The organism is Streptosporangium sp. NPDC087985 (assembly GCF_044741965.1).
Lineage (GTDB): Bacteria > Actinomycetota > Actinomycetes > Streptosporangiales > Streptosporangiaceae > Streptosporangium.
Map to the genome: position 1 here is coordinate 425,918 of NZ_JBIUTQ010000002.1, position 18,265 is coordinate 444,182.

Annotated in this window: 21 protein-coding genes; 13 read left to right on the plus strand and 8 right to left on the minus strand. The window is 70.6% G+C overall.

The genetic code is table 11. The features are described 5' to 3' along the window. The first annotated feature begins 56 nt into the window (after positions 1-56). Positions 57-605 carry a hypothetical protein gene (locus ACIN94_RS07130; protein ID WP_400700702.1) on the plus strand — a complete coding sequence of 183 codons (549 nt, stop codon included), beginning with the start codon at positions 57-59 and terminating at the stop codon, positions 603-605. Positions 606-615: 10 nt separating this feature from the next. Here the strand turns inward: ACIN94_RS07130 and ACIN94_RS07135 are convergent, their stop codons facing one another. Beyond that, on the minus strand, positions 616-2,007 hold the full coding sequence (locus tag ACIN94_RS07135) for an amidase (RefSeq protein WP_400700704.1): 1,392 nt from the start codon (positions 2,005-2,007) through the stop codon (positions 616-618). Positions 2,008-2,102: 95 nt separating this feature from the next. After that, positions 2,103-2,603 carry a Cys-tRNA(Pro) deacylase gene (ybaK, locus tag ACIN94_RS07140; RefSeq protein ID WP_400700706.1) on the minus strand — a complete coding sequence of 167 codons (501 nt, stop codon included), beginning with the start codon at positions 2,601-2,603 and terminating at the stop codon, positions 2,103-2,105. A gap of 99 nt (positions 2,604-2,702) precedes the next feature. Here ybaK and hisD point away from each other — a divergent pair, with 99 nt between their 5' ends. Genes hisD through hisF form a run of 9 tightly spaced genes read left to right on the plus strand, consistent with a single transcriptional unit; the run spans position 2,703 to position 8,798 of the window. Beyond that, the gene (hisD, locus tag ACIN94_RS07145) at positions 2,703-4,010 is read left to right on the plus strand and encodes a histidinol dehydrogenase (RefSeq protein WP_400700708.1); all 1,308 of its coding nucleotides are present in this window, start codon (positions 2,703-2,705) and stop codon (positions 4,008-4,010) included. Next, positions 4,007-5,077 (plus strand): histidinol-phosphate transaminase, encoded by a 1,071-nt coding sequence (locus ACIN94_RS07150; protein WP_400700710.1) that lies wholly within the window; start codon positions 4,007-4,009, stop codon positions 5,075-5,077. The genes hisD and ACIN94_RS07150 overlap by 4 nt, the downstream gene beginning before the upstream one ends. Beyond that, positions 5,074-5,694, plus strand: coding sequence for an imidazoleglycerol-phosphate dehydratase HisB (hisB, locus tag ACIN94_RS07155; RefSeq protein ID WP_400700712.1), 621 nt, complete (start codon positions 5,074-5,076; stop codon positions 5,692-5,694). Before ACIN94_RS07150 ends, hisB begins: the two co-directional genes overlap by 4 nt. Positions 5,695-5,725: 31 nt before the next feature. Further along, a complete protein-coding gene (locus tag ACIN94_RS07160) occupies positions 5,726-5,881 on the plus strand; it encodes a hypothetical protein (RefSeq protein WP_400700714.1) in 156 nt (51 codons plus the stop codon). Next, positions 5,872-6,507, plus strand: coding sequence for an imidazole glycerol phosphate synthase subunit HisH (gene hisH, locus ACIN94_RS07165; protein WP_400701674.1), 636 nt, complete (start codon positions 5,872-5,874; stop codon positions 6,505-6,507). Before ACIN94_RS07160 ends, hisH begins: the two co-directional genes overlap by 10 nt. Before the next feature lie 19 nt (positions 6,508-6,526). Next, complete coding sequence (locus ACIN94_RS07170) at positions 6,527-6,868, plus strand: hypothetical protein (RefSeq protein ID WP_400700716.1); 342 nt, start codon at positions 6,527-6,529, stop codon at positions 6,866-6,868. Positions 6,869-6,872: 4 nt separating this feature from the next. After that, complete coding sequence (priA, locus tag ACIN94_RS07175; RefSeq protein ID WP_400700718.1) at positions 6,873-7,595, plus strand: bifunctional 1-(5-phosphoribosyl)-5-((5-phosphoribosylamino)methylideneamino)imidazole-4-carboxamide isomerase/phosphoribosylanthranilate isomerase PriA; 723 nt, start codon at positions 6,873-6,875, stop codon at positions 7,593-7,595. Between the two features lie 10 nt (positions 7,596-7,605). Then, positions 7,606-8,013 (plus strand): RidA family protein, encoded by a 408-nt coding sequence (locus ACIN94_RS07180; RefSeq protein ID WP_400700720.1) that lies wholly within the window; start codon positions 7,606-7,608, stop codon positions 8,011-8,013. Between the two features lie 14 nt (positions 8,014-8,027). Next, positions 8,028-8,798 carry an imidazole glycerol phosphate synthase subunit HisF gene (hisF, locus tag ACIN94_RS07185; protein WP_400700722.1) on the plus strand — a complete coding sequence of 257 codons (771 nt, stop codon included), beginning with the start codon at positions 8,028-8,030 and terminating at the stop codon, positions 8,796-8,798. 120 nt (positions 8,799-8,918) lie between these two features. Here hisF and ACIN94_RS07190 read toward each other — a convergent pair whose 3' ends face one another. The 4 genes from ACIN94_RS07190 to ACIN94_RS07205 all read right to left on the minus strand — a co-directional run bounded on the left by ACIN94_RS07190 (position 8,919) and on the right by ACIN94_RS07205 (position 12,641). Further along, positions 8,919-9,338 carry a spore-associated protein A gene (locus tag ACIN94_RS07190; protein WP_400700724.1) on the minus strand — a complete coding sequence of 140 codons (420 nt, stop codon included), beginning with the start codon at positions 9,336-9,338 and terminating at the stop codon, positions 8,919-8,921. Between the two features lie 357 nt (positions 9,339-9,695). Continuing rightward, complete coding sequence (locus ACIN94_RS07195) at positions 9,696-11,090, minus strand: glutamine synthetase family protein (RefSeq protein ID WP_400700726.1); 1,395 nt, start codon at positions 11,088-11,090, stop codon at positions 9,696-9,698. A 152-nt stretch (positions 11,091-11,242) separates the two neighbouring features. Then, a complete protein-coding gene (locus ACIN94_RS07200) occupies positions 11,243-11,404 on the minus strand; it encodes a hypothetical protein (RefSeq protein WP_012889618.1) in 162 nt (53 codons plus the stop codon). A gap of 310 nt (positions 11,405-11,714) precedes the next feature. Beyond that, the gene (locus tag ACIN94_RS07205; RefSeq protein WP_400700728.1) at positions 11,715-12,641 is read right to left on the minus strand and encodes a hypothetical protein; all 927 of its coding nucleotides are present in this window, start codon (positions 12,639-12,641) and stop codon (positions 11,715-11,717) included. A gap of 97 nt (positions 12,642-12,738) precedes the next feature. Between ACIN94_RS07205 and ACIN94_RS07210 the strand changes: the two genes are divergently transcribed. Continuing rightward, positions 12,739-13,392 (plus strand): MerR family transcriptional regulator, encoded by a 654-nt coding sequence (locus ACIN94_RS07210; RefSeq protein WP_400700730.1) that lies wholly within the window; start codon positions 12,739-12,741, stop codon positions 13,390-13,392. A 102-nt stretch (positions 13,393-13,494) separates the two neighbouring features. Here the strand turns inward: ACIN94_RS07210 and ACIN94_RS07215 are convergent, their stop codons facing one another. Then, the gene (locus ACIN94_RS07215; protein ID WP_400700732.1) at positions 13,495-14,130 is read right to left on the minus strand and encodes a TIGR03085 family metal-binding protein; all 636 of its coding nucleotides are present in this window, start codon (positions 14,128-14,130) and stop codon (positions 13,495-13,497) included. A gap of 473 nt (positions 14,131-14,603) precedes the next feature. Beyond that, positions 14,604-14,846: a winged helix-turn-helix domain-containing protein gene (locus tag ACIN94_RS07220; protein ID WP_400700734.1), complete on the minus strand. Its 243-nt coding sequence runs from the start codon at positions 14,844-14,846 to the stop codon at positions 14,604-14,606. Positions 14,847-15,096: 250 nt separating this feature from the next. Between ACIN94_RS07220 and ACIN94_RS07225 the strand changes: the two genes are divergently transcribed. Both ACIN94_RS07225 and ACIN94_RS07230 read left to right on the plus strand, forming a co-directional pair. Beyond that, positions 15,097-16,134, plus strand: coding sequence for a hypothetical protein (locus tag ACIN94_RS07225; RefSeq protein WP_400700736.1), 1,038 nt, complete (start codon positions 15,097-15,099; stop codon positions 16,132-16,134). Beyond that, on the plus strand, positions 16,131-17,960 hold the full coding sequence (locus tag ACIN94_RS07230; RefSeq protein ID WP_400700738.1) for a hypothetical protein: 1,830 nt from the start codon (positions 16,131-16,133) through the stop codon (positions 17,958-17,960). Before ACIN94_RS07225 ends, ACIN94_RS07230 begins: the two co-directional genes overlap by 4 nt. Positions 17,961-18,265 lie beyond the last annotated feature (305 nt).

Sequence of the window (18,265 nt, forward strand, 5' to 3'; positions counted from 1 at the left end):
GGGCCGGGTGCTCGGTAACATCGGGCACATCAGTACACAGGGTGAGGGGAAACACATTGCGGCACGCGCGCGACTTCGTCGTCACGGTGCTGGTGCTCGGCCTGCTGGGGATGGGAGCCGGCGTCCTGTGGTCGGTTCTCGCGCCACGCCCGCCGTACGTCATGACCGGGCAGGGACCGCTGCTCGCCGACCCCTCCACCCAGGCGCTCATCGCGGCCGACGGCTGGTTCGCCGTCGTCACCGGCGCGCTCGGGCTGGCCTGCGGAGCCCTCGGCTACAGCCTGTCGCGCCGAGGGCGCCCGGTCGCGGTGGTGCTCGGCCTGGCCGTGGGTGGCCTGCTTGGCGGCCTCCTCACGCTGGCGGTCGGCCAGGCGGTCAACCTGGGGGCGGAGAGCGTCACCGCCGCCGGGACGGCCGTGTCCCTGGTCCCCGGCCCGCTGGGCGTGACCGCCCGCGGGGTGATGTGCGCCTGGCCGCTGCTGGCCGTCGGCGTCTTCTTCGCGCTGGAGGGCATCGCGGGCTACCGTGACTCGCCGCTGCGCCGCCCGTTCGGCGGGCAGGACCCCTACGGGCCGATGTCCTCCTACGACATCAGTGACAGGTAGCCGCGCGGCGTCAGAGGCCCGCGGGCCTGCGCGTGCCGTGCCCGGTGGCTCGCTCGAACGCGTGGGCCAGCCGCAGCACCCGCAGGTCGGCGAAGGGCGCCCCGATGATCTGCACGCCCACCGGCAGGCCGCCGGCGGTGAACCCGCACGGCACGGACGCCGCGGGGGCGTGCAGCACGCTGATCCAGTAGGCCGAGCGCATCCACGCGAGGTAGTCCGGCAGCGTCTCCCCGTTGATCTCCGAGACGTACGGCGCGTCCACCGGGAACGGCGGCACCTGGCTGACCGGCGCGATCAGGAAGTCGTAGCTGCCGAAGAAGTCGGTCATCCGCCGGTAGAGGCCGCTGCGCAGCCGCTCCGCCCTGGCCAGGTCGGCCCCGGTCACCGCGCGTCCCCGCTCGACGTTCCAGCGCACGTTCTCCCCCAGGCCGTCCTGGGGGAGGTCGCCGAAGGACAGTGCGTAGTACCACGCCCGGTAGATCCGGAACGCGTCCTCGGCGTCCGACAGGTCCAGGTCCACCCTCTCCACCCGCGCGCCCAGCCCCGCGAGCACCGCGGGGGCGTCGGCGGTGACCTTGGCCGTCTCCACGTCGACCGGCAGCCCGCCCAGGTCCGGGCTCCAGGCGATGCGCAGCCCCGTCAGATCCTCCTCCAGCGGTCCGGCGAAGGCCGCGCCGCTCTCGGTGATCGACAGGGGGGAGGCGGCGTCGAACCCGGCGATCACGCTCATCAGCAGCGCGAGATCCTCCACGGTGCGGGCCATCGGGCCCGGCACCCCGAGGGTGAACCACGCCGCCGTGGGTGAGGGCGACGGCACCCGTCCAGGGGTCGGCCGCAGTCCCACCACGTTGCAGAACGAGGCCGGGTTGCGCAGCGAGCCGCCCATGTCCGAGCCGTCGGCCAGGGCCGTCATCCCGGTCGCCAGCGCCGCCGCGGCGCCACCGCTGCTGCCCCCGGCCGACCTCGACAGGTCGTACGGGTTGCGGGTGGCGCCGAACAGTTCGTTCACGGTGTGCGAGCCGGTGCCGAACTCCGGGGTGTTGGTCTTGCCGATCGTGATCGCTCCCGCCTCGCGCATCCGCCGCACGATCGGGGCGTCGGTGTCCGGGACATGGTCGGCGAAGAGCGGTGAGCCGTACGTGGTGCGGATCCCGGCGGTGTCGGTCAGATCCTTGTGCGCGACCGGCAGGCCGTGCAGCGGCCCCCGCAGGTGTCCCCGCGCCAGGTCGCGGTCGGCCTCTCTGGCCTCCTGCCGGGCGCGCTCGGCCACCAGGGTGACGATCGCGTTGACCCGCGGGTTGACCTCCTCGATCCGGTTCAGGTGCGCTTCCAGCAGCTCGCTCGCGCTCACCTGCCTGGTGCGCAGCAGTTCGAGCATCTCGGTGGCGGTCAGGTAGAACATCTGCTCTCCCGGTCGGGTGCGGCCTGCGCCGAGTCTCGCCGAAGGACGCCCGCGACGCGTCGGCAACCTTTGACAACGCGGATGGCCGGGGGAGACTAGGCCGCTCTGCCGATGGGGGCGGTGACCGCCTGGGTCAGCCGTACCAGCTCCGCCGGGGCGGTCTCGATCTGCAGTCCGCGGCGCCCGGCCGAGAAGTAGATCGTCGCGAAGTCCAGCGCCGAGGCGTCGATCACGGTCGGCAGCCGCCGGCGCTGCCCCAGCGGGCTGATCCCGCCCACCACGTAGCCGGTGATCCGCTCCACCTTGGCCGCGTCGGCCATCGCCGCCCGCTTGCTCCCGAGCGCCGCCGCGAACGCCTTCAGGTCCAGTTTGCCCGACACCGGCACCACGGCGACGGCCAGGCCGCCCTCCACCTCGGCCACGAGTGTTTTGAAGATCTGCCCGTACGGCACGCCGAGCGCGTCGGCGGCCTCCTCTCCGTAGGCCTGGGCTCCGGCGTCGTGCTCGTAGGGGTGAAGGGTGAACTCCACCGCGGCCTGGGTCAGCGCCACCGTCGCGGGGGTGCCCTGGCCGCCCTTGTTCCTGCTCTTGCTCACGGGGGGAGTGTAGTGCCAGATTAAAATCTACATTGTAAAGGGTGTGTCCGGATGATGGACAGAACGGGACCGGGCGCCGGACCTACGTAGACTGGACAGGTGATTTCCCGTACCGACCTGCGCGGAACCCTTCCGGAGGATCTGCGCCATGTGCTGCCCCGTGCCGAACTCGACGTCGAAGCCGCTCTGGAGAAGGTGCGGCCGATCTGCGAGGACGTGCATCATCGTGGCGTGGAGGCGGTGCGGGAGCTGACCGCGAGGTTCGACGGCGTCGAGCTCGCCTCCACCCGGGTGCCCGCCGAGGCGATCACCGAGGCGCTGGAGAAACTGGACCCCAGGGTCCGGGCGGCCCTGGAGGAGTCGATCCGCCGCGCCCGCCTGGTCCACCGCGACCAGCGGCGCACCGACGTCACCACCCAGGTCGTGCCCGGCGGCACCGTCACCGAGCGGTGGGTCCCCGTCGAGCGCGTGGGCCTCTACGTCCCCGGCGGCCGGGCCGTCTACCCCTCCAGCGTGGTCATGAACGTCGTCCCCGCCCAGGAGGCGGGGGTGCCCTCCCTGGCGGTCACCTCGCCCGCGCAGAAGGAGTTCGGCGGGCTGCCGCACCCGGCCATCCTGGCCGCCTGCGCCCTGCTCGGCGTGGACGAGGTCTACGCCGTCGGCGGTGCCCAGGCCGTGGCGATGTTCGCCTACGGCACCGAGGAGTGCGCGCCGGTCACCATGGTCACCGGTCCCGGCAACATCTGGGTGGCCGCCGCCAAGCGGCTGCTCAAGGGGCGCATCGGCATCGACTCCGAGGCCGGCCCCACCGAGATCGCGATCCTCGCCGACTCGACGGCCGACCCGGTGCACGTGGCCGCCGACCTGATCAGCCAGGCCGAGCACGACACGATCGCCGCGGCCGTCCTGGTCACCGACTCGGTGGAGCTGGCCGACGCGGTGGAGCGCGAGCTGCCCCGCCAGGTCGCCGCGACCAAGCACGGCGAGCGCATCACCGAGGCCCTGTCCGGCCGGCAGTCCGCCATCCTGCTGGTCGACGACATGGAGGCGGGGCTGCGCGTCGTCGACGCCTACGCCGCCGAGCACCTGGAGATCCACACCGCCGACGCGCCCTCGCTGGCGGCCCGGGTCCGCAACGCCGGGGCCATCTTCGTCGGCGCCTACGCGCCGGTCTCGCTCGGCGACTACCTCGCCGGGTCCAACCACGTGCTGCCCACCGGCGGCTGTGCCTGCCACTCCTCCGGGCTGTCGGTGCAGACCTTCCTGCGCGGCATCCACGTCGTCGACTACACCCGCGAGGCCCTCGCCGCCGCCGCCGGGCACGTGTGCGTCCTCGCCGACGCCGAGGACCTCCCGGCGCACGGCGCGGCGGTCCGCGCAAGGTTCGACTGGGAGACGCCCGCGTGAAGCTTGAGGACCTGCCGATCCGGGACGACCTCCGGGGGCGCTCGCCGTACGGCGCCCCCCAGATCGAGGTCCCCGTCCGGCTCAACACCAACGAGAACCCCTACGGGCCTTCGGCGTCCCTGGTCGCCGATCTGGCCGAGGCGGTACGGCACAGCGCGGCCGGGCTCAACCGCTACCCCGACCGCGACGCCGTCGCCCTCCGCGGGGACCTGGCCGCCTACCTGGGCCACGGCCTGACCGTCGAGCAGGTCTGGGCGGCCAACGGCTCCAACGAGGTGCTCCAGCAGATCCTGCAGGTCTTCGGCGGGCCCGGTCGCACCGCGCTCGGCTTCGAGCCGTCCTACTCGATGCACCCGATCATCACCACCGGCGCCTCGACCGAGTGGATCTCCGGGGCGCGCGAGAAGGACTTCGGGATCGACCCGGACAAGGCCGTCGCCGCGATCGGGGAGCACCGGCCCGACGTGGTCTTCCTGACCTCGCCCAACAACCCCACCGGCACCGCGCTCGATCCGGCGGTGATCGCCCGGATCGTTCAGGCCGCGCCCGGCATGGTCGTCGTGGACGAGGCCTACTTCGAGTTCGCCCGCACCGGTACCCCGTCCGCGCTGACCCTGCTGCCGGACAACCCCCGGCTCATCGTCACGCGGACCATGTCCAAGGCGTTCGCCATGGCGGGCACCCGGCTCGGCTACCTCGCCGCCCACCCTGCGGTGATCGAGGCGCTGCTCCTGGTCCGCCTGCCGTACCATCTGTCCACGCTCACCCAGACGGCGGCGCGTGTCGCGCTGGCCCATCGGGCCGAGCTGCTCGGCACGGTCGACACGCTGCGTGCCGAGCGGGACGCCACCGTGGAGTGGCTGCGGGGCAGAGGGCTGGTGGCCGCCGACTCCGATGCCAACTTCGTGCTGTTCGGCCGCTTCGCGGACCGGCACGCGGTCTGGCAGGGCATGTTGGAGCGCGGGGTGCTGATCCGCGAGGTGGGGCCGCCCGAATGGCTGAGAGTTTCGATCGGAACGACCGAGGAGATGGTGGCCTTCCGCGCCGCCCTGGAGGAAACCCTGTGAGCAGTCTCGCCGGAGACGGGTCCGTCAAGCGTTTCGGCCGTGTCGAGCGCGTCACCAAGGAGACCTCGGTGCTGGTCGAGGTCGACCTCGACGGCACCGGGCACGTGGAGGTGTCCACGGGCGTCGGATTCTACGACCACATGCTGAACCAGCTCGGCAAGCACGGCCTGTTCGACTTGACCGTCAAGACCGAGGGTGACCTGCACATCGACTCCCACCACACGATCGAGGACACCTCGCTCGCCCTGGGGGCCGCGTTCCGCGAGGCGCTGGGAGACAAGTCGGGCCTGCGCCGGTTCGGTAGCGCGTCCTGTCCGCTGGATGAGGCCCTCGCCCAGGTCACCGTCGACCTGTCCGGCCGGCCGTACCTGGTGCACACCGAGCCCGGGGGCATGGCCCCGATGATCGGCGCGGAGTACGACACCACGATGACCAGGCACATCCTGGAGTCGTTCGTCGCGCAGGCGGCCATCTGCCTGCACGTCCACGTCCCTTACGGCCGCAACGCCCACCACATCGTCGAGGCTCAGTTCAAGGCGCTGGCCCGGGCGCTGCGCGAGGCCTCCGAGCGGGACCCTCGCGCCACCGGTGTGCCGAGCACCAAGGGTGTGCTGTGAGCGGGCGGAATCGTCCGGCGGGGGAGGGCGTGTGAGCGACAACTGGACGGCCATCGCCATGGCCTTCATCGCCCTCTTCCTGGTCGGCGGGGTCTTCTCCTTCTTCAAACAGGGACTGAAGATGGGGGCGCTGCTGCTCGCCGCCCTCGCGGTCCTGGCGACTACAGCGGCGGTGCTCTGGTGGTGAACGTAACTGTTCTTGACTACGGATCCGGCAACCTCCGTTCGGCGGAGCGTGCCCTGGCCCGGGTCGGGGCGGATGTCACGGTGACCTCCGACTACGACACGGCGATGGAGGCCGACGGTCTCGTCGTCCCGGGCGTCGGCGCGTTCGCCGCCTGCATGGCCGGGCTGCGCGCCGTGCGTGGCGACCGCATCATCGACCGGCGCCTGTCGGCCGGGCGTCCGGTTCTGGGCATCTGTGTCGGCATGCAGATCCTGTTCGACAGGGGTGTCGAGCACGGTGTCACGACCGAGGGCTGCGGTGAGTGGCCGGGTACGGTGGAGCGTCTCGACGCGCCGGTCCTGCCGCACATGGGCTGGAACACGGTGAAGGCGCCCGAGGGCACCGTGCTGTTCGACGGCATGGACCCCGGCACGCGTTTCTACTTCGTCCACTCCTATGGGGTGCGGAGCTGGGAGTTGCAGGCCGGACCGGGGTTCACCGATCCGCTGGTCACCTGGGCCGAGCATGGTGTCCCGTTCGTCGCCGCGGTGGAGAACGGTCCGTTGATGGCGACCCAGTTCCACCCGGAGAAGTCGGGCGACGCCGGGGCCCAGCTGCTCACCAACTGGCTGGGGACCGTCAGGTGAGTCCTCAGGTGAGCCGGCGGTGAGTAAGGAGCGGGCCAGACGCAGGGCCGAGCGGGAGGCCGAGCAGGAACGCCTGGTGGCGCTGCGCGCCGAGCGTGAGGCCAGGCGGGTCCGGCGGCGCGAGCGCATCGGCCGGGTCACCGCGCTGCTGCCCCGCAGGCCCGTGCGGATCGCGGTTCAGGGCGGCATCATGGCCCGGCGCCGCCGCGCGCAGAACGGCCTGGTGGCCGTCCTGTTCTTCGTCGTCCAGGCCATCGCCTGGCTGTTGTGGTCCTCGTGGACCGCGCGGTTCGGCGTGTTCGTTCTCTCGGTGCTCTTCGTGCCGCTTTTCGTCACCCTTGTTTTCGACCGGAGGTCCTGATCAGATGTCGCTAGAGTTGCTGCCCGCCGTGGACGTCGCCGACGGCCAGGCGGTCCGCCTGGTCCAGGGTGCGGTCGGCACCGAGACCTCCTACGGCGACCCCCTCTCCGCCGCGCTCGCCTGGCAGGAGGCCGGTGCCGAGTGGATCCATCTGGTCGACCTCGACGCCGCCTTCGGCCGCGGGTCCAACCGGGAGCTGCTGGCCTCCGTGGTGGGCGCGCTGGACGTCAAGGTGGAGATGTCCGGCGGTATCCGCGACGACGCCTCTCTGGAGACGGCGCTGGCCACCGGCTGCCGCCGCGTGAACATCGGCACCGCCGCCCTGGAGAATCCCGCCTGGTGCTCCAAGATCATCTCTGAGTACGGTGACCGGATCGCGATCGGCCTCGACGTCCGCGGTACCACGCTCGCCGCCCGTGGCTGGACCAAGGACGGCGGTGACCTGTGGGAGGTGCTGGAGCGTCTGGAGGCCGACGGCTGCTCCCGCTACGTCGTCACCGACGTCACCAAGGACGGCACTCTGCGCGGGCCCAACCTCGAGCTGCTCCGTGAGGTCTGCGCCCGTACCGACAAGCCGGTGGTCGCCAGTGGCGGCGTGTCCTCCCTGGATGACCTGCGTGCCCTGGCCGCGCTGGTCCCGCTCGGCGTCGAGGGTGCGATCGTCGGCAAGGCCCTCTACGCGCAGGCTTTCACCCTCGAAGAGGCCCTGGCCGCGGTGAGCTCGTAAATTGCGTTGTATGGGCGGAAACGTGGGGAGCCACCGGTCGGGCACCAGAGTGTTCAGCGGTGGCGTTTGGGAGGAGCGGTACGGCTACGCCCGCGCGGTGGTGGTGGGCCCATGGGTGATCGTCTCGGGGTGCACCGCCACAGTCGACGGTGAGGTCCAGCACGTCGGCGACGCCTACCGGCAGGCGCTGACCGCCTTCGGCATCGCGTTGGACGCCGTCAAGGAGGCGGGGCTGTCCCGCCACGACGTGGTCCGGGTCCGTTATTTCGTCGTCGACGACGCGCACTACGACGAGGTCGGCCGTGCGCACGCGGAGCTGTTCGGTGATGTCCGTCCGGCCTGCACCGGGGTGCGGGTGGCGGGTCTGATCGATCCGCGCATGCTTGTCGAGGCCGAGGTCGAGGCCTACCGTGAATGAGGAGCTGTAGAGAGATGAGTGTCGCGGTACGAGTGATCCCCTGCCTGGATGTGGACGCCGGGCGGGTCGTCAAGGGTGTCAACTTCGAGAATCTCCGCGACGCCGGAGACCCGGTCGAGCTGGCCCGCCGCTACGACGCCGAGGGGGCCGACGAGCTGACGTTCCTCGACATCACGGCCTCCAGCTCCGACCGGTCGACGATGTACGACGTGGTCAGGCGGACGGCCGAGCAGGTGTTCATCCCGCTGACGGTCGGCGGGGGGGTGCGCACGGTCGAGGACGTGGACAGGCTGCTGCGCGCCGGGGCGGACAAGGTGGGCATCAACACCGCCGCGATCGTCCGGCCGGAGCTGCTGACCGAGGCGTCGCAGCGGTACGGCGCGCAGTGCGTCGTGCTGTCGGTGGATGCCCGCCGGGTGGTCGGCGGCCCGCCGACGCCGTCCGGGTTCGAGGTGACCACCCACGGGGGTCGCCGGGGCACCGGCATCGACGCGGTCGAGTGGGCCCGCCGGGGCGCGGAGCTGGGGGCGGGGGAGATCCTGCTCAACTCGATGGACGGCGACGGCACCTGTGACGGTTACGACCTGGAGATGATCCGGGCGGTGCGGGCCGTGGTGTCGGTCCCGGTGATCGCCAGCGGTGGGGCCGGGTCGCTGGAGGACTTTCCGCCGGCCGTGGAGGCGGGGGCGGACGCGGTGCTGGCGGCGTCGGTGTTCCACTTCGGGCAGCTCAAGATCGGCGAGGTGAAGGAGACGCTCCGCGCGGCGGGACATCCTGTGCGCTGAGGCCGTGTTGTCCCGGGAAGCCGTGTTTTCCTGGGCCCGCGCTGTGGCGGGCCGGGTGGAAAGCGTGTGGCCTGGCCGTGCCGGATCTCTCCGGTACGGCCAGGCCGCACAGGCCGGGCGTCAGCCGCAGTTCGTTCCGCGCTTGCCGCCCTCGGTGCCGCTGATGCGGCCCATCCAGTCCACGCACTTGCCGGCCGCGGACAGGTAGATCGGACCGGCGTAGCTGGTGTAGTAGTCGCCCTGGTAGACGTCCCAGTGGTTTCCGGCGGGGCTGACCGAGAGGCCCGCTTCGATCAGCACGGCCGAGCCGGAGGTGTTCCGCTTCGCGACCACGCAGTTCTTGCCGGTGGCGGAGCTGTAGGTCAGGAACACCGTCCCCCGGCTGTCGGGGAGGTGGAGCTGGTTGACGACGCTGTATCCGCTGCCGCACTGCGCGCCGTAGATGGCGGCCGACGCGGGGGTGGCGGTCGCCAGCGTTCCCGCGGCCATCGCGACCGCGGTCAGTCCCATTGCGGCGACCTTCTTCGAGATCCGGATCATCGCTCTTCCTCTCCGTTGCGGATTCCGTTGTGGGATCCACAACGGAAAACGCTAGGTCGGGCCTCGTGGGCCAGAAAGGCGATCGGGTGCTGTTTCGGCGGTCGCCGAAAAACCGAGGTGACAGGGCCGGTCGGGGGTTCCGGCGATCTTCTGTGACCGCTGGAGATCGACATCTCGCTTGTGTCTCGGCATACTGCTGCCGTGAGTCAGGGTTGATGACTTCTTGATGTTCGACGGCGATCCGATGTCGTGATCCGGCGACCGGTTCCGGTCATCGGAGTGTCTCGCCTGGTGACCGTTGGGGGAAGGGCCACCCGGTACAGCCCGGATGCCGGTGGCCATGGAATGAGAGCGGGTTCAGAAGACGCGGAAGTGGTGGAACAGTTCGTAGGCGGCGTCCTGGGTGGCGAAGGCGCGGGCTTCGGAGCGTTTGACGGCGAGGTAGGCGGCGGCGCGCAGGGGGCCGAGGGCGTCCATGAGGACGTCGTCGGCCTCCAGGGCGTCCAGGGCCTCGTCCAGGGAGGTCGGGAGGCGGGGGACGCTCCCCTCGGGGAGGGTGGCGGGGTCGACGTCGACGGGCTCGCCGGGGTCGAGTCCGCGGCGGAGGCCGTCCAGGCCGGCGTGCAGGACGGCGCCGAGGGAGAGGTAGGGGTTGGCTGAGGAGTCGGAGGGCTTGAACTCCAGGTTGGCCGACGCCTCGGTGTTCTGCCCCGTCGGGGAGCAGATCCGTACCGCGGCCTCGCGGTTGTCCATGCCGTAGCAGACGTAGGCGCTCGACCACATCCTCGGCGCCAGCCGCCGGAAGCTGTTGACCGAGCCGCAGGTCAGCGCGGTGAGCGCCGGGAGGTGGGCGATCAGGCCGCCGATGAAACGGTAGGCGAGGGCCGACAGGCCGTAGCGGCCGGCGGGGTCGCTGAAGGCGTTGACCCGCAGTTCGGGATCCCACAGGGACAGGTGCAGGTGGGCGCCGTTGCCAGCCTGGCCGGCGAGTGGTTTGGGGGCGAGGGAGGCCCACAGCGACATGCCGAGGGCGACGCCGCGGACGGTTTCGCGGTAGAGGACCTGGTTGTCGGCGGCGCGTAGGGCGGAGGCGTGGTGGATGGAGAGTTCCTGCTGGCCGTGACCGAGTTCGGGGTGGTAGTGCTCGACCCGCAGGTCCTGGGTCTCCATGGCGTTGACCAGGCGCATGGTGTAGTCGTGGGCCTGGTCGAAGCCGGTGGTGGCGTAGCAGAGGCTGTCGTCGAGGGGGATCAGCCGGTCCAGCCCGCCGTCGGGGGCGGGCACGCGGCGGCCGAGGGTGAACTCGGGTTCGTAGGCGGCGACGGCGACGTGGCCCTCGGCGGCCAGGGCGGTGATCGCCTCGCGCAGGAAGGTGCGGGGGCAGCAGGGCCAGGGGGAGCCGTCGATCCGGCGCAGGTCCGACAGCATGGCCGCGGCGCCGGGGGCGTAGGGGAGGGTGACGAAGGTGGCCGGGTCGGGGACGAGACGGATCTCGCCGACCGGGCCGAGGTGCTCGACGTCCTGGAGCTGGTCGAGCATGTTCATCGCCATCATGGCCACGGTGTGCCCGATGCCGGTGGTGAGCCGTTCGGCGAGCCGGGAGCGGGAGACGGCCTTGCCCCGGATCACTCCGCCGTGGTCGGCGTAGAGGAAGCGGATCAGTTCGATGCGTTCTGTCTCGGCGTGCTCGACGGCGCGGAGGCCCGCTGGGCCGAGCCGATGAACCCCGATGACGTTGTGGCGATCTCCCATGTTCTCTGCGTAACACGTCCGCGCAGGCAGGGAAAGCACATTGCGTTGTGGCTCGGCTTGCGGTGGTTGCGCGCTCCCGCGTGGATCGGGCGGGAGCGCCGGGAGAAAGGTCGGCGATGGAGGTCAGGGGCGGAGTGAACCTCCGCCGATGGTCAACTCAGCACACGTGTGAAGAACAGGGCCAATTGGTCTGCTCCCCTCACGATCCCGTCGAAGACTCCGGTCACCGCGTCCGCCGCCTGGGCGGGCTTGGTGAACAGATAAAAGGCCACGAACGCCACCGCTACGTAGGTAGCGACCTTTTTGACCTGCATGGGGGCCTCCTGCGGTTCCAGTCCCAGCCTTACATACCCGGATTTTAAGGACCTTTGGCATCTTCGGCCCGGGTGGCTCCCGGATTTTGTTGATCATACCTGTCCGGCCGGGGCGACCCATGGTCAGATCGCCGAATTGGCATGGGTCACCTCCGTTATCGTGCGGGGGGAGAGGCGCTTCTGTCCAACCCTCATTGCCAGATATACCGGTAGGGCTAGGGGGAGAGCGAGATCGGGGCCAGGCCGGCACCACGATCATCAGAGCCCGGAAGGGGCCCGGCCAGGAAGCCGGGCTGAAACAGGGGTCCGGTCAGAGCTCCGCGGGGACCTTGGTCTCGGCGCGCTCGGGTGCGGGGGTGCGCAGGGCGGCCAGTGCGGGCAGCGCGGCCGCCGCGACGGCGGCCAGGAGCAGTCCGGCCGCGGCTAGGGTGAGGGCGTCGGGGCGCAGGAGCGGCTGGCCGCGCAGCGCCTGCCAGGTCACCAGGGCCACGAGCCCGGCGTAACCGCCTCCGCCGGCGAGTACCAGGCGCAGGCGGGCGGCCTGGTCGCGCACGCGGCCCGTCGCCAGGGCGAGCAGCGGCAGGACCTGCATGGCATGCAGGCCGACGAAGTGCGGGATGCGCAGGTCGCCGCCGGTGGTGCTCCAGCCGAGCAGCGGCAGGCCCGGCCCGCCGTCGGCGACGCCCACGCTGTGGGCGCCGACGGTGGTGATGACGGCGTCCGAGAGCTGGGCTGCGGTGGGCAGGACCATCAGGTAGGCCAGGGCCATGCCCACGACGGAGACGGCCAGCCCGAGGCGGATCGCCCAGGTGGAGGCCGGGTCGGCCTGGCGCTCGCGCAGCACCAGGATCGACACCACGAAGTTGGCGATCATGAGAACGAGGATGGTGGTGCCCATGATGGAGTACAGGGAGGAGTCCAGTGCGGTGGAGACGTTGAAGTGGCTGCGCCGTCCGCGCACGGCCTGGACCAAGATGATCGCCATCTCGACCATACTGGTGATCACCAGTATGGTGCCCAGCCACCAGCCCCAGCGCGGGGCCCGCAGCCGCAGGGACAGCAGCCACGCCCACGTGAAAGCGTAGACACCCAGCGAGACGCTGAACTTCAGTGGCTTGGCCCAGATGGGCATGCCGTCCAGCACGCGGTCGTCGAGGAGGAGCCCGCCAAGGGAGACGGCGGCCAGGACGGCCATGAGCGCGGAGAACAGGAGGAGGGGACGGTGCCAGCGGGCCATGGGATCTCCCGTATAGATAACGGATTTATCTGTTATCTATAGCTAAGATTTCGCCGGCCCACAAGAGCCGGACGACAAGAGGAGGAAAGCTGTGCGGATGGCGGAGCTGAGCCGGGCGACGGGCGTCTCCGTGCCGATGATCAAGTATTACCTGCGGGAGGGACTGCTCCCCGGCGGGGAGCGTACCAGCCCCAACCAGGCGAGATACGGCCAGGAGCACGTGCGCCGGATACAACTGGTGCGGGCCATGGCCGACTATGCGGGCCTGTCGATCGCCGACATCCGCACTCTGCTGGAACACCTCGACAATCCCGGGCGCGGCCTGCACGACCAGCTCGGTGCCGCGCAGAAGGCCGTCACACCCAGACGTGAGCCCGGCGAGGGCGAGCAGTGGGAGACGGCCGCGCGCCAGGCCGGGGAGCTGATCGCCCGGCACGGCTGGGTGCAGAATCCCGACAGTCCGGCGATGCGGACCGTCACCGGCGTGCTGCTCACCTTCGCCGGGCTGGGCTACGACGGCGTCCTCGCCCGGCTCGACGAGTACGCCGAGGCGGCCGCGCGGATCGCGGAGGCCGACCTCGCGGCGGTGGCCGAGAGGCCGGATCCGGAGAAGATGGTCGAGCTGGTCGTCGTCGGGACCTCCCTGGGCGACGCGCTGATCGCCTCCCTGCGCCGGATCGCGCAGAGCAACGCCTCGGCCCGGCTGTTCCTCGACGCTCCGGGCGAGGGCGGGGGATCGGACGGATCCTGAGAGAGGACGCCCCGTTCGAGCGGGCCGTACGGTGTGCGCCGCGCGGCCGGGACGTCGCGGAACGGCCGGCCCTCCTGCCGTCTGACGCCGGACCGAGTCCTCTCAGACGCCCAGCCGGGCGTCCATCAGGCGGGCCACGGCGTCCTCGGGGCCGGTGAGGCCGACCTTGGCGTGGGACTGGCGGCCGAAGCAGAACAGCAGGAGCTCACCGGCCGTGCCGGTCACCTCGACCACCGGAGCGTCCCTGGTTCCGCCGAGGGCGACGCCGCCGCCGCCGATGCGGTGCAGGACGACGCCGACCGGGGACCTGCGCAGGAACAGCCGCCTGCCGGTGCGGAGCCGCTTCCAGAAGATCTCCTCAAGGTCGGCCGGGAGCTCGCGCGGCTCCCAGACCCGCTGCGCCCGCCGTACGTCCTCGTGATGGACGAAGAACTCCAGGGTGTTGACGGCGCTGTCCGCGCCGGGCACCAGGCGGTAGAGCCCCGCCGGGCCGGAACGGACCAGCTCGACGAGGCCCGCGTAACCATGCCTGGCCTTCAGGGACTCCTGCACGGAGGCGGTGTACCGGGCCAGCGGCCTGAGCGCGATGCCGCCGGCGGCGTCCGGGCGGCGCTCGCGCAGGACGAGGTGGGCGGCGAGGTCGAAGGTGGTCCAGCCCTCGCAGAGCGTGGGGGCGTCCGGGCCGAGCTGGACGAACAGGTCGCCGAGAGCGGCGCGTTCGGCGCCGGCGTGAGTCATCTGATGATCCTAACAACCTTGTTGTTCCGGCAATCGGGGACGATCGGGCAAGAAACGACACTCCGCCGGAGCCCGGCGGGAATAAGGACTCGATCCGGCGTGATAGGGACTTACCGCGTGCGCACCTGTGCGCGAAGCCTAATCTGTCCTGGTCGTTTGTCGCCTGTGTAAAGCGGAATCACGTGGGATCGTCGAGACGGCGCGGAATACCAGGTCAGGCGGTTATTGACGTTCGCCGTGGTGGTTTCGGGGATGGCCGATAACTGGTCGGTCGTCGGGGTGAGATCAGGCCGCCTGTGACGGATGACAGATGTGACATGTTCTCCCGTATGAACGCCTTACATGTGTGCGCGCATGCGCCCGCGTACGCACGTAAGGGGGGAACCGGGGGGAAACTGTCATCCGTCACAGGCTCGACCGAGAAAGTCATGTTTTCCCAGCTCAGACCATGAATCTGGGCGATGACGGATCCGTCATTCGTCGTCAGCGGGTTCCGGGCCGACGAAGCTGCCGAGGCTGGGCCGGGTGTAGATCAGGCCGTCCGCGCGTAGGCCGGCGGTCACTTTCCGCGCCGTGGTGTAGGCGATCCCGAACTCCTCGGTGATGGCGCGCTCGGAGAGCAGCCGGCCGGGAGCGTACTCGCCCGACTCGATCCGCCTGCGGAGGACGGTCGCGACCTGCTGCCAACGGGGGAGGTCGGCGCGCCATTCGATCATGGACGGCAGGTTAGGTGATCATGCTGCCGGACATCTCACCGCGTAGACGTGCACTGCTGTACCCCGCTGTGTAGAGCAGGGCATAGCGGTTGTGGTCTAATCGGGACAGGTGTGGCGGTGTAGCACCATCTGCATCGCCACACCAACCAGACCGTTGACATCCCCCATAAACGAAGAAGGCCCCCACCCGGTTGGCGCCGGATGGGGGTTCTTCCAGCTCAGACATCCAAATGCGACTTGGAGTCCGAACATGAAGAACGATATGCGTGCGCCCGCATCCGTGCCAACCCCGGCTGGTAAGCGGACGAAAGCGGAGAAGCTCGCCCGGGCCGCCCAGGCCGCGGCTGACGTCCGCGCCTACGACACCAACCCCGACGTCATCGCCTACCGCATCGAACGCATGCGGGCCCGCGTCGACTGGCTCATCTGGACCGGGTTGATCCTCGGCCTCGCCTTCACCATGGCCAACGTCCAGAACTTCGCCGCGGCCGACGAGACGCCGTTCACCATCCTGTGGTGGATCGCCTGGCTGCTCGACCCCATGGTGTCCCTCGTCCTTGTCGGCGTCCTCCTGGGCGAGCAGGTCATCGCCCGCCACGAAGTCGTCGCCGGCCGATGGGTGCGCCGTACGAAGTGGACGGCGCTCCTCCTCACGTACGGGATGAACACCTGGCAGGCGTGGACTGCGCTCGACCCGGCGGCGATCCTCCTCCACTCCGTGCCGCCCGCGATGGTGTTCTGTGCCGCCGAAGCCGTCACCACGCTCCGCCTGCAGATCACCGAAGCCGTACGGAAGGCGTACGACGCGGCGGCCGTACAGGACCGTACGGAGGAGGAGCCTGCACGCCGTACGGCCCGTACGTACGTGTTCCGTACGGCCCCCCGTACGGAGGAGCCCCGCACGATCCGGCGGGCGTTCACCTTCCGCTCGGGTGGCCGTACGGAGGAGCCCCGTACGGCCCGCCGTACGTTCGTCTTCCGTACGGGCCCGGCCGCTGCGCCCGTACGTACCATCCGGCGCGCGTTCGCGTTCCTCCCGGCCACCCGTACGGAGAGGCAGCCCGTACGGCGCCCTGCCCGTACGGAGACGCCGGTATTGGCCGACCGGGAGGAGTTCGTCGCGGAGATCACTCAGGAGATCCTGGCCGCGGCCGAGCGCGGCGACCGGTGGGGCCCGGACTACGAGGTGCTGATGGCCCGTACGGGGCGGCGCCGCTCCTGGTGTGAGAAGGCCGTACGGGCCGCCCGCACGAACGTCTTCCGTACGGAGACGGCGGTGGCGGCATGACCGTCCTCGATGAGCCCCGTACGGACCGTACGGGCGACACCTTCGTACGGCCCCGTACGCCCGCCGAGTTTTGGGAGCGGCCCCGTACGGGAGCCCGTACGGCCGTACGCGTCCGGTCCGCCGTACGGACCGTACGGCAGGGTGGGGCCCGTACCGTACGGGTCGCCTACCGTACGGCCACCGCGCCGGCGGCCGGGACCGCACTCCTCGGCCGCACGTACTGGCAGTGGATCAAGGCGGCCGACTACGCCCAGACGGACGACCTCAAGTTCCTGGAGTCCGTACGGACCCGGCGGCGCCGTACGGCCTGGTGGGTCGGCACCGGCTACGTGATCGGCACCGCCGCGGGCGCGTACGTGACCGGCGGATCCGCTGCGCTCCTGGCCGCCGGTGCTGTCGTGTCCGTCGGCACGGTGGCCGAGGTGCGCAAGCGCATCAAGGACCGGCCGGTGCCCCTGAAGTTCCCGGGCCTCGGCAGCAAGAAGACGCCCGGGGAGGACATGGTGGTCCGCGCGGCCATCGCCGCCAAGCTCGGGCGGGCAGACGGGATGAAGCTGGCTTCCCCGGTGCTGGCCGAGCCCGGCGGCTGGTCCACCATCCTGCAGTTGCCGCCCGGCCAGCTCGCCCGCAAATGCCTCGGCATGGAAGGGGCTTTCGCGTCCGCGCTCGGCGTCGGTGAAACCCAGGTGGTGTTCGAGCTCGTCGACGCCCACGCCGGACACCTGACCATCTTCGTGGCGGCCGCCGACCCGTTCCTCAAGCTGTACCGGTCCCCGCTGATCGGCCGTACCGAGCCGCTCGACTTCTGGGCGGGCATCCCCGCCGGGATCAACGGCCGCGGCCGCGAGGAACGCCTACGGCTCGTCGACGCCTCGCTCCTGGTGGCCGGGGAGCCGCGCGCCGGGAAGTCCGCCGCGGTCAACGGGATCATCGCCGCGGCCGCCCTGGCGGTCACACCGAAGATCCACCTGTGGGACGGCAAGGGCGCCGGGGATCACCGGCCGTGGCGGCGGATCGCGCACACCGCGGAGAAGCGCAACGCCGTCGGCCTGCTCACTCACCTGAAGAAGATGCAGGCGCAGATGGAGCACGTTTTCGACCTGCTTGACGAGGCGGGCGGCTCCACCAAACTCACCCCCGCGTTGTGCCGCCAGTTCGGCGTCGACATCGAACTCACGATCGTCGACGAGACCCGGTACTACGTCACCTCCCCGCAGGGTGAGGAGATCGTCGCTCTCATGGTGGACATCGCTTCCCGGGGTCCGGCCGCGGGTGTGCTGCTGATCCTGGCCACGCAGCGGATGACCACCGATGCGATCCCCGGCCCGCTCAAGGGCGTGTGCTCGCTTCGGTGGGGGATGCGCTGCCCGGACACCACCGCATCCAATGCGGTGCTCGGGCAGGGTGCGGCGGGTGCCGGCTACAACTGCTCGGAGATCCCCCGCTCTCACCGCGGTGTGGGGATTCTGGACGCGGACGGGTCCGACCCGGGGAAGTTGCGCTCCTACTTCTTGGATGACCCGGATCTGGTCGCGGTCGCCGATGTCGCCTACGAGCTGCGTCGTGCGGCCGGAGCCCTGCCCGACCGGGAGGCGGCGGCCGCGGTCGTTGAGGATCCGGTGGAGCTGGTCCTGGCCGCGTTCGGTGAAGCCGAGAGGCTGCACACCGTCGACCTGGTCGAGGCGCTCGGAGACGGGTGGGCGCCGGCCCGGGTGGCCGAGGTGTTGAAGCCGTACGGCATCACCCCGGGTCAGGTCGTGATCGACGGCCGCAACCGCAACGGGTACCGCCGCCAGGACCTTGAGAACGCGCTCACCCGGGTCTGAGAACGGCTCTACCGGGCGTCTACCGCCCGCCCGGGGTCTACCCCGCCTCTACCGTCTGCGACCTGCACGGTAGGGGCGGTAGACCTCTTTCCCTCACCCCCTGAAACCGGCCCTGGGAGGGCTGTAGAGAGGCGGAACCGCGCATGGAGCTCATCCTCGTCGGCATGGTGGCGGCAGCGATCTGGTGGTCTTGGGATCGTCGCCGGCACCCGGTCAAGAAGTGTCCGGCCTGTCGCCGGCACCCGGGCAAGAAGATGTCGGGTTGGAACGGGTCGGCGTACGGTGCGTGCCGTCGTTGCGGTGGT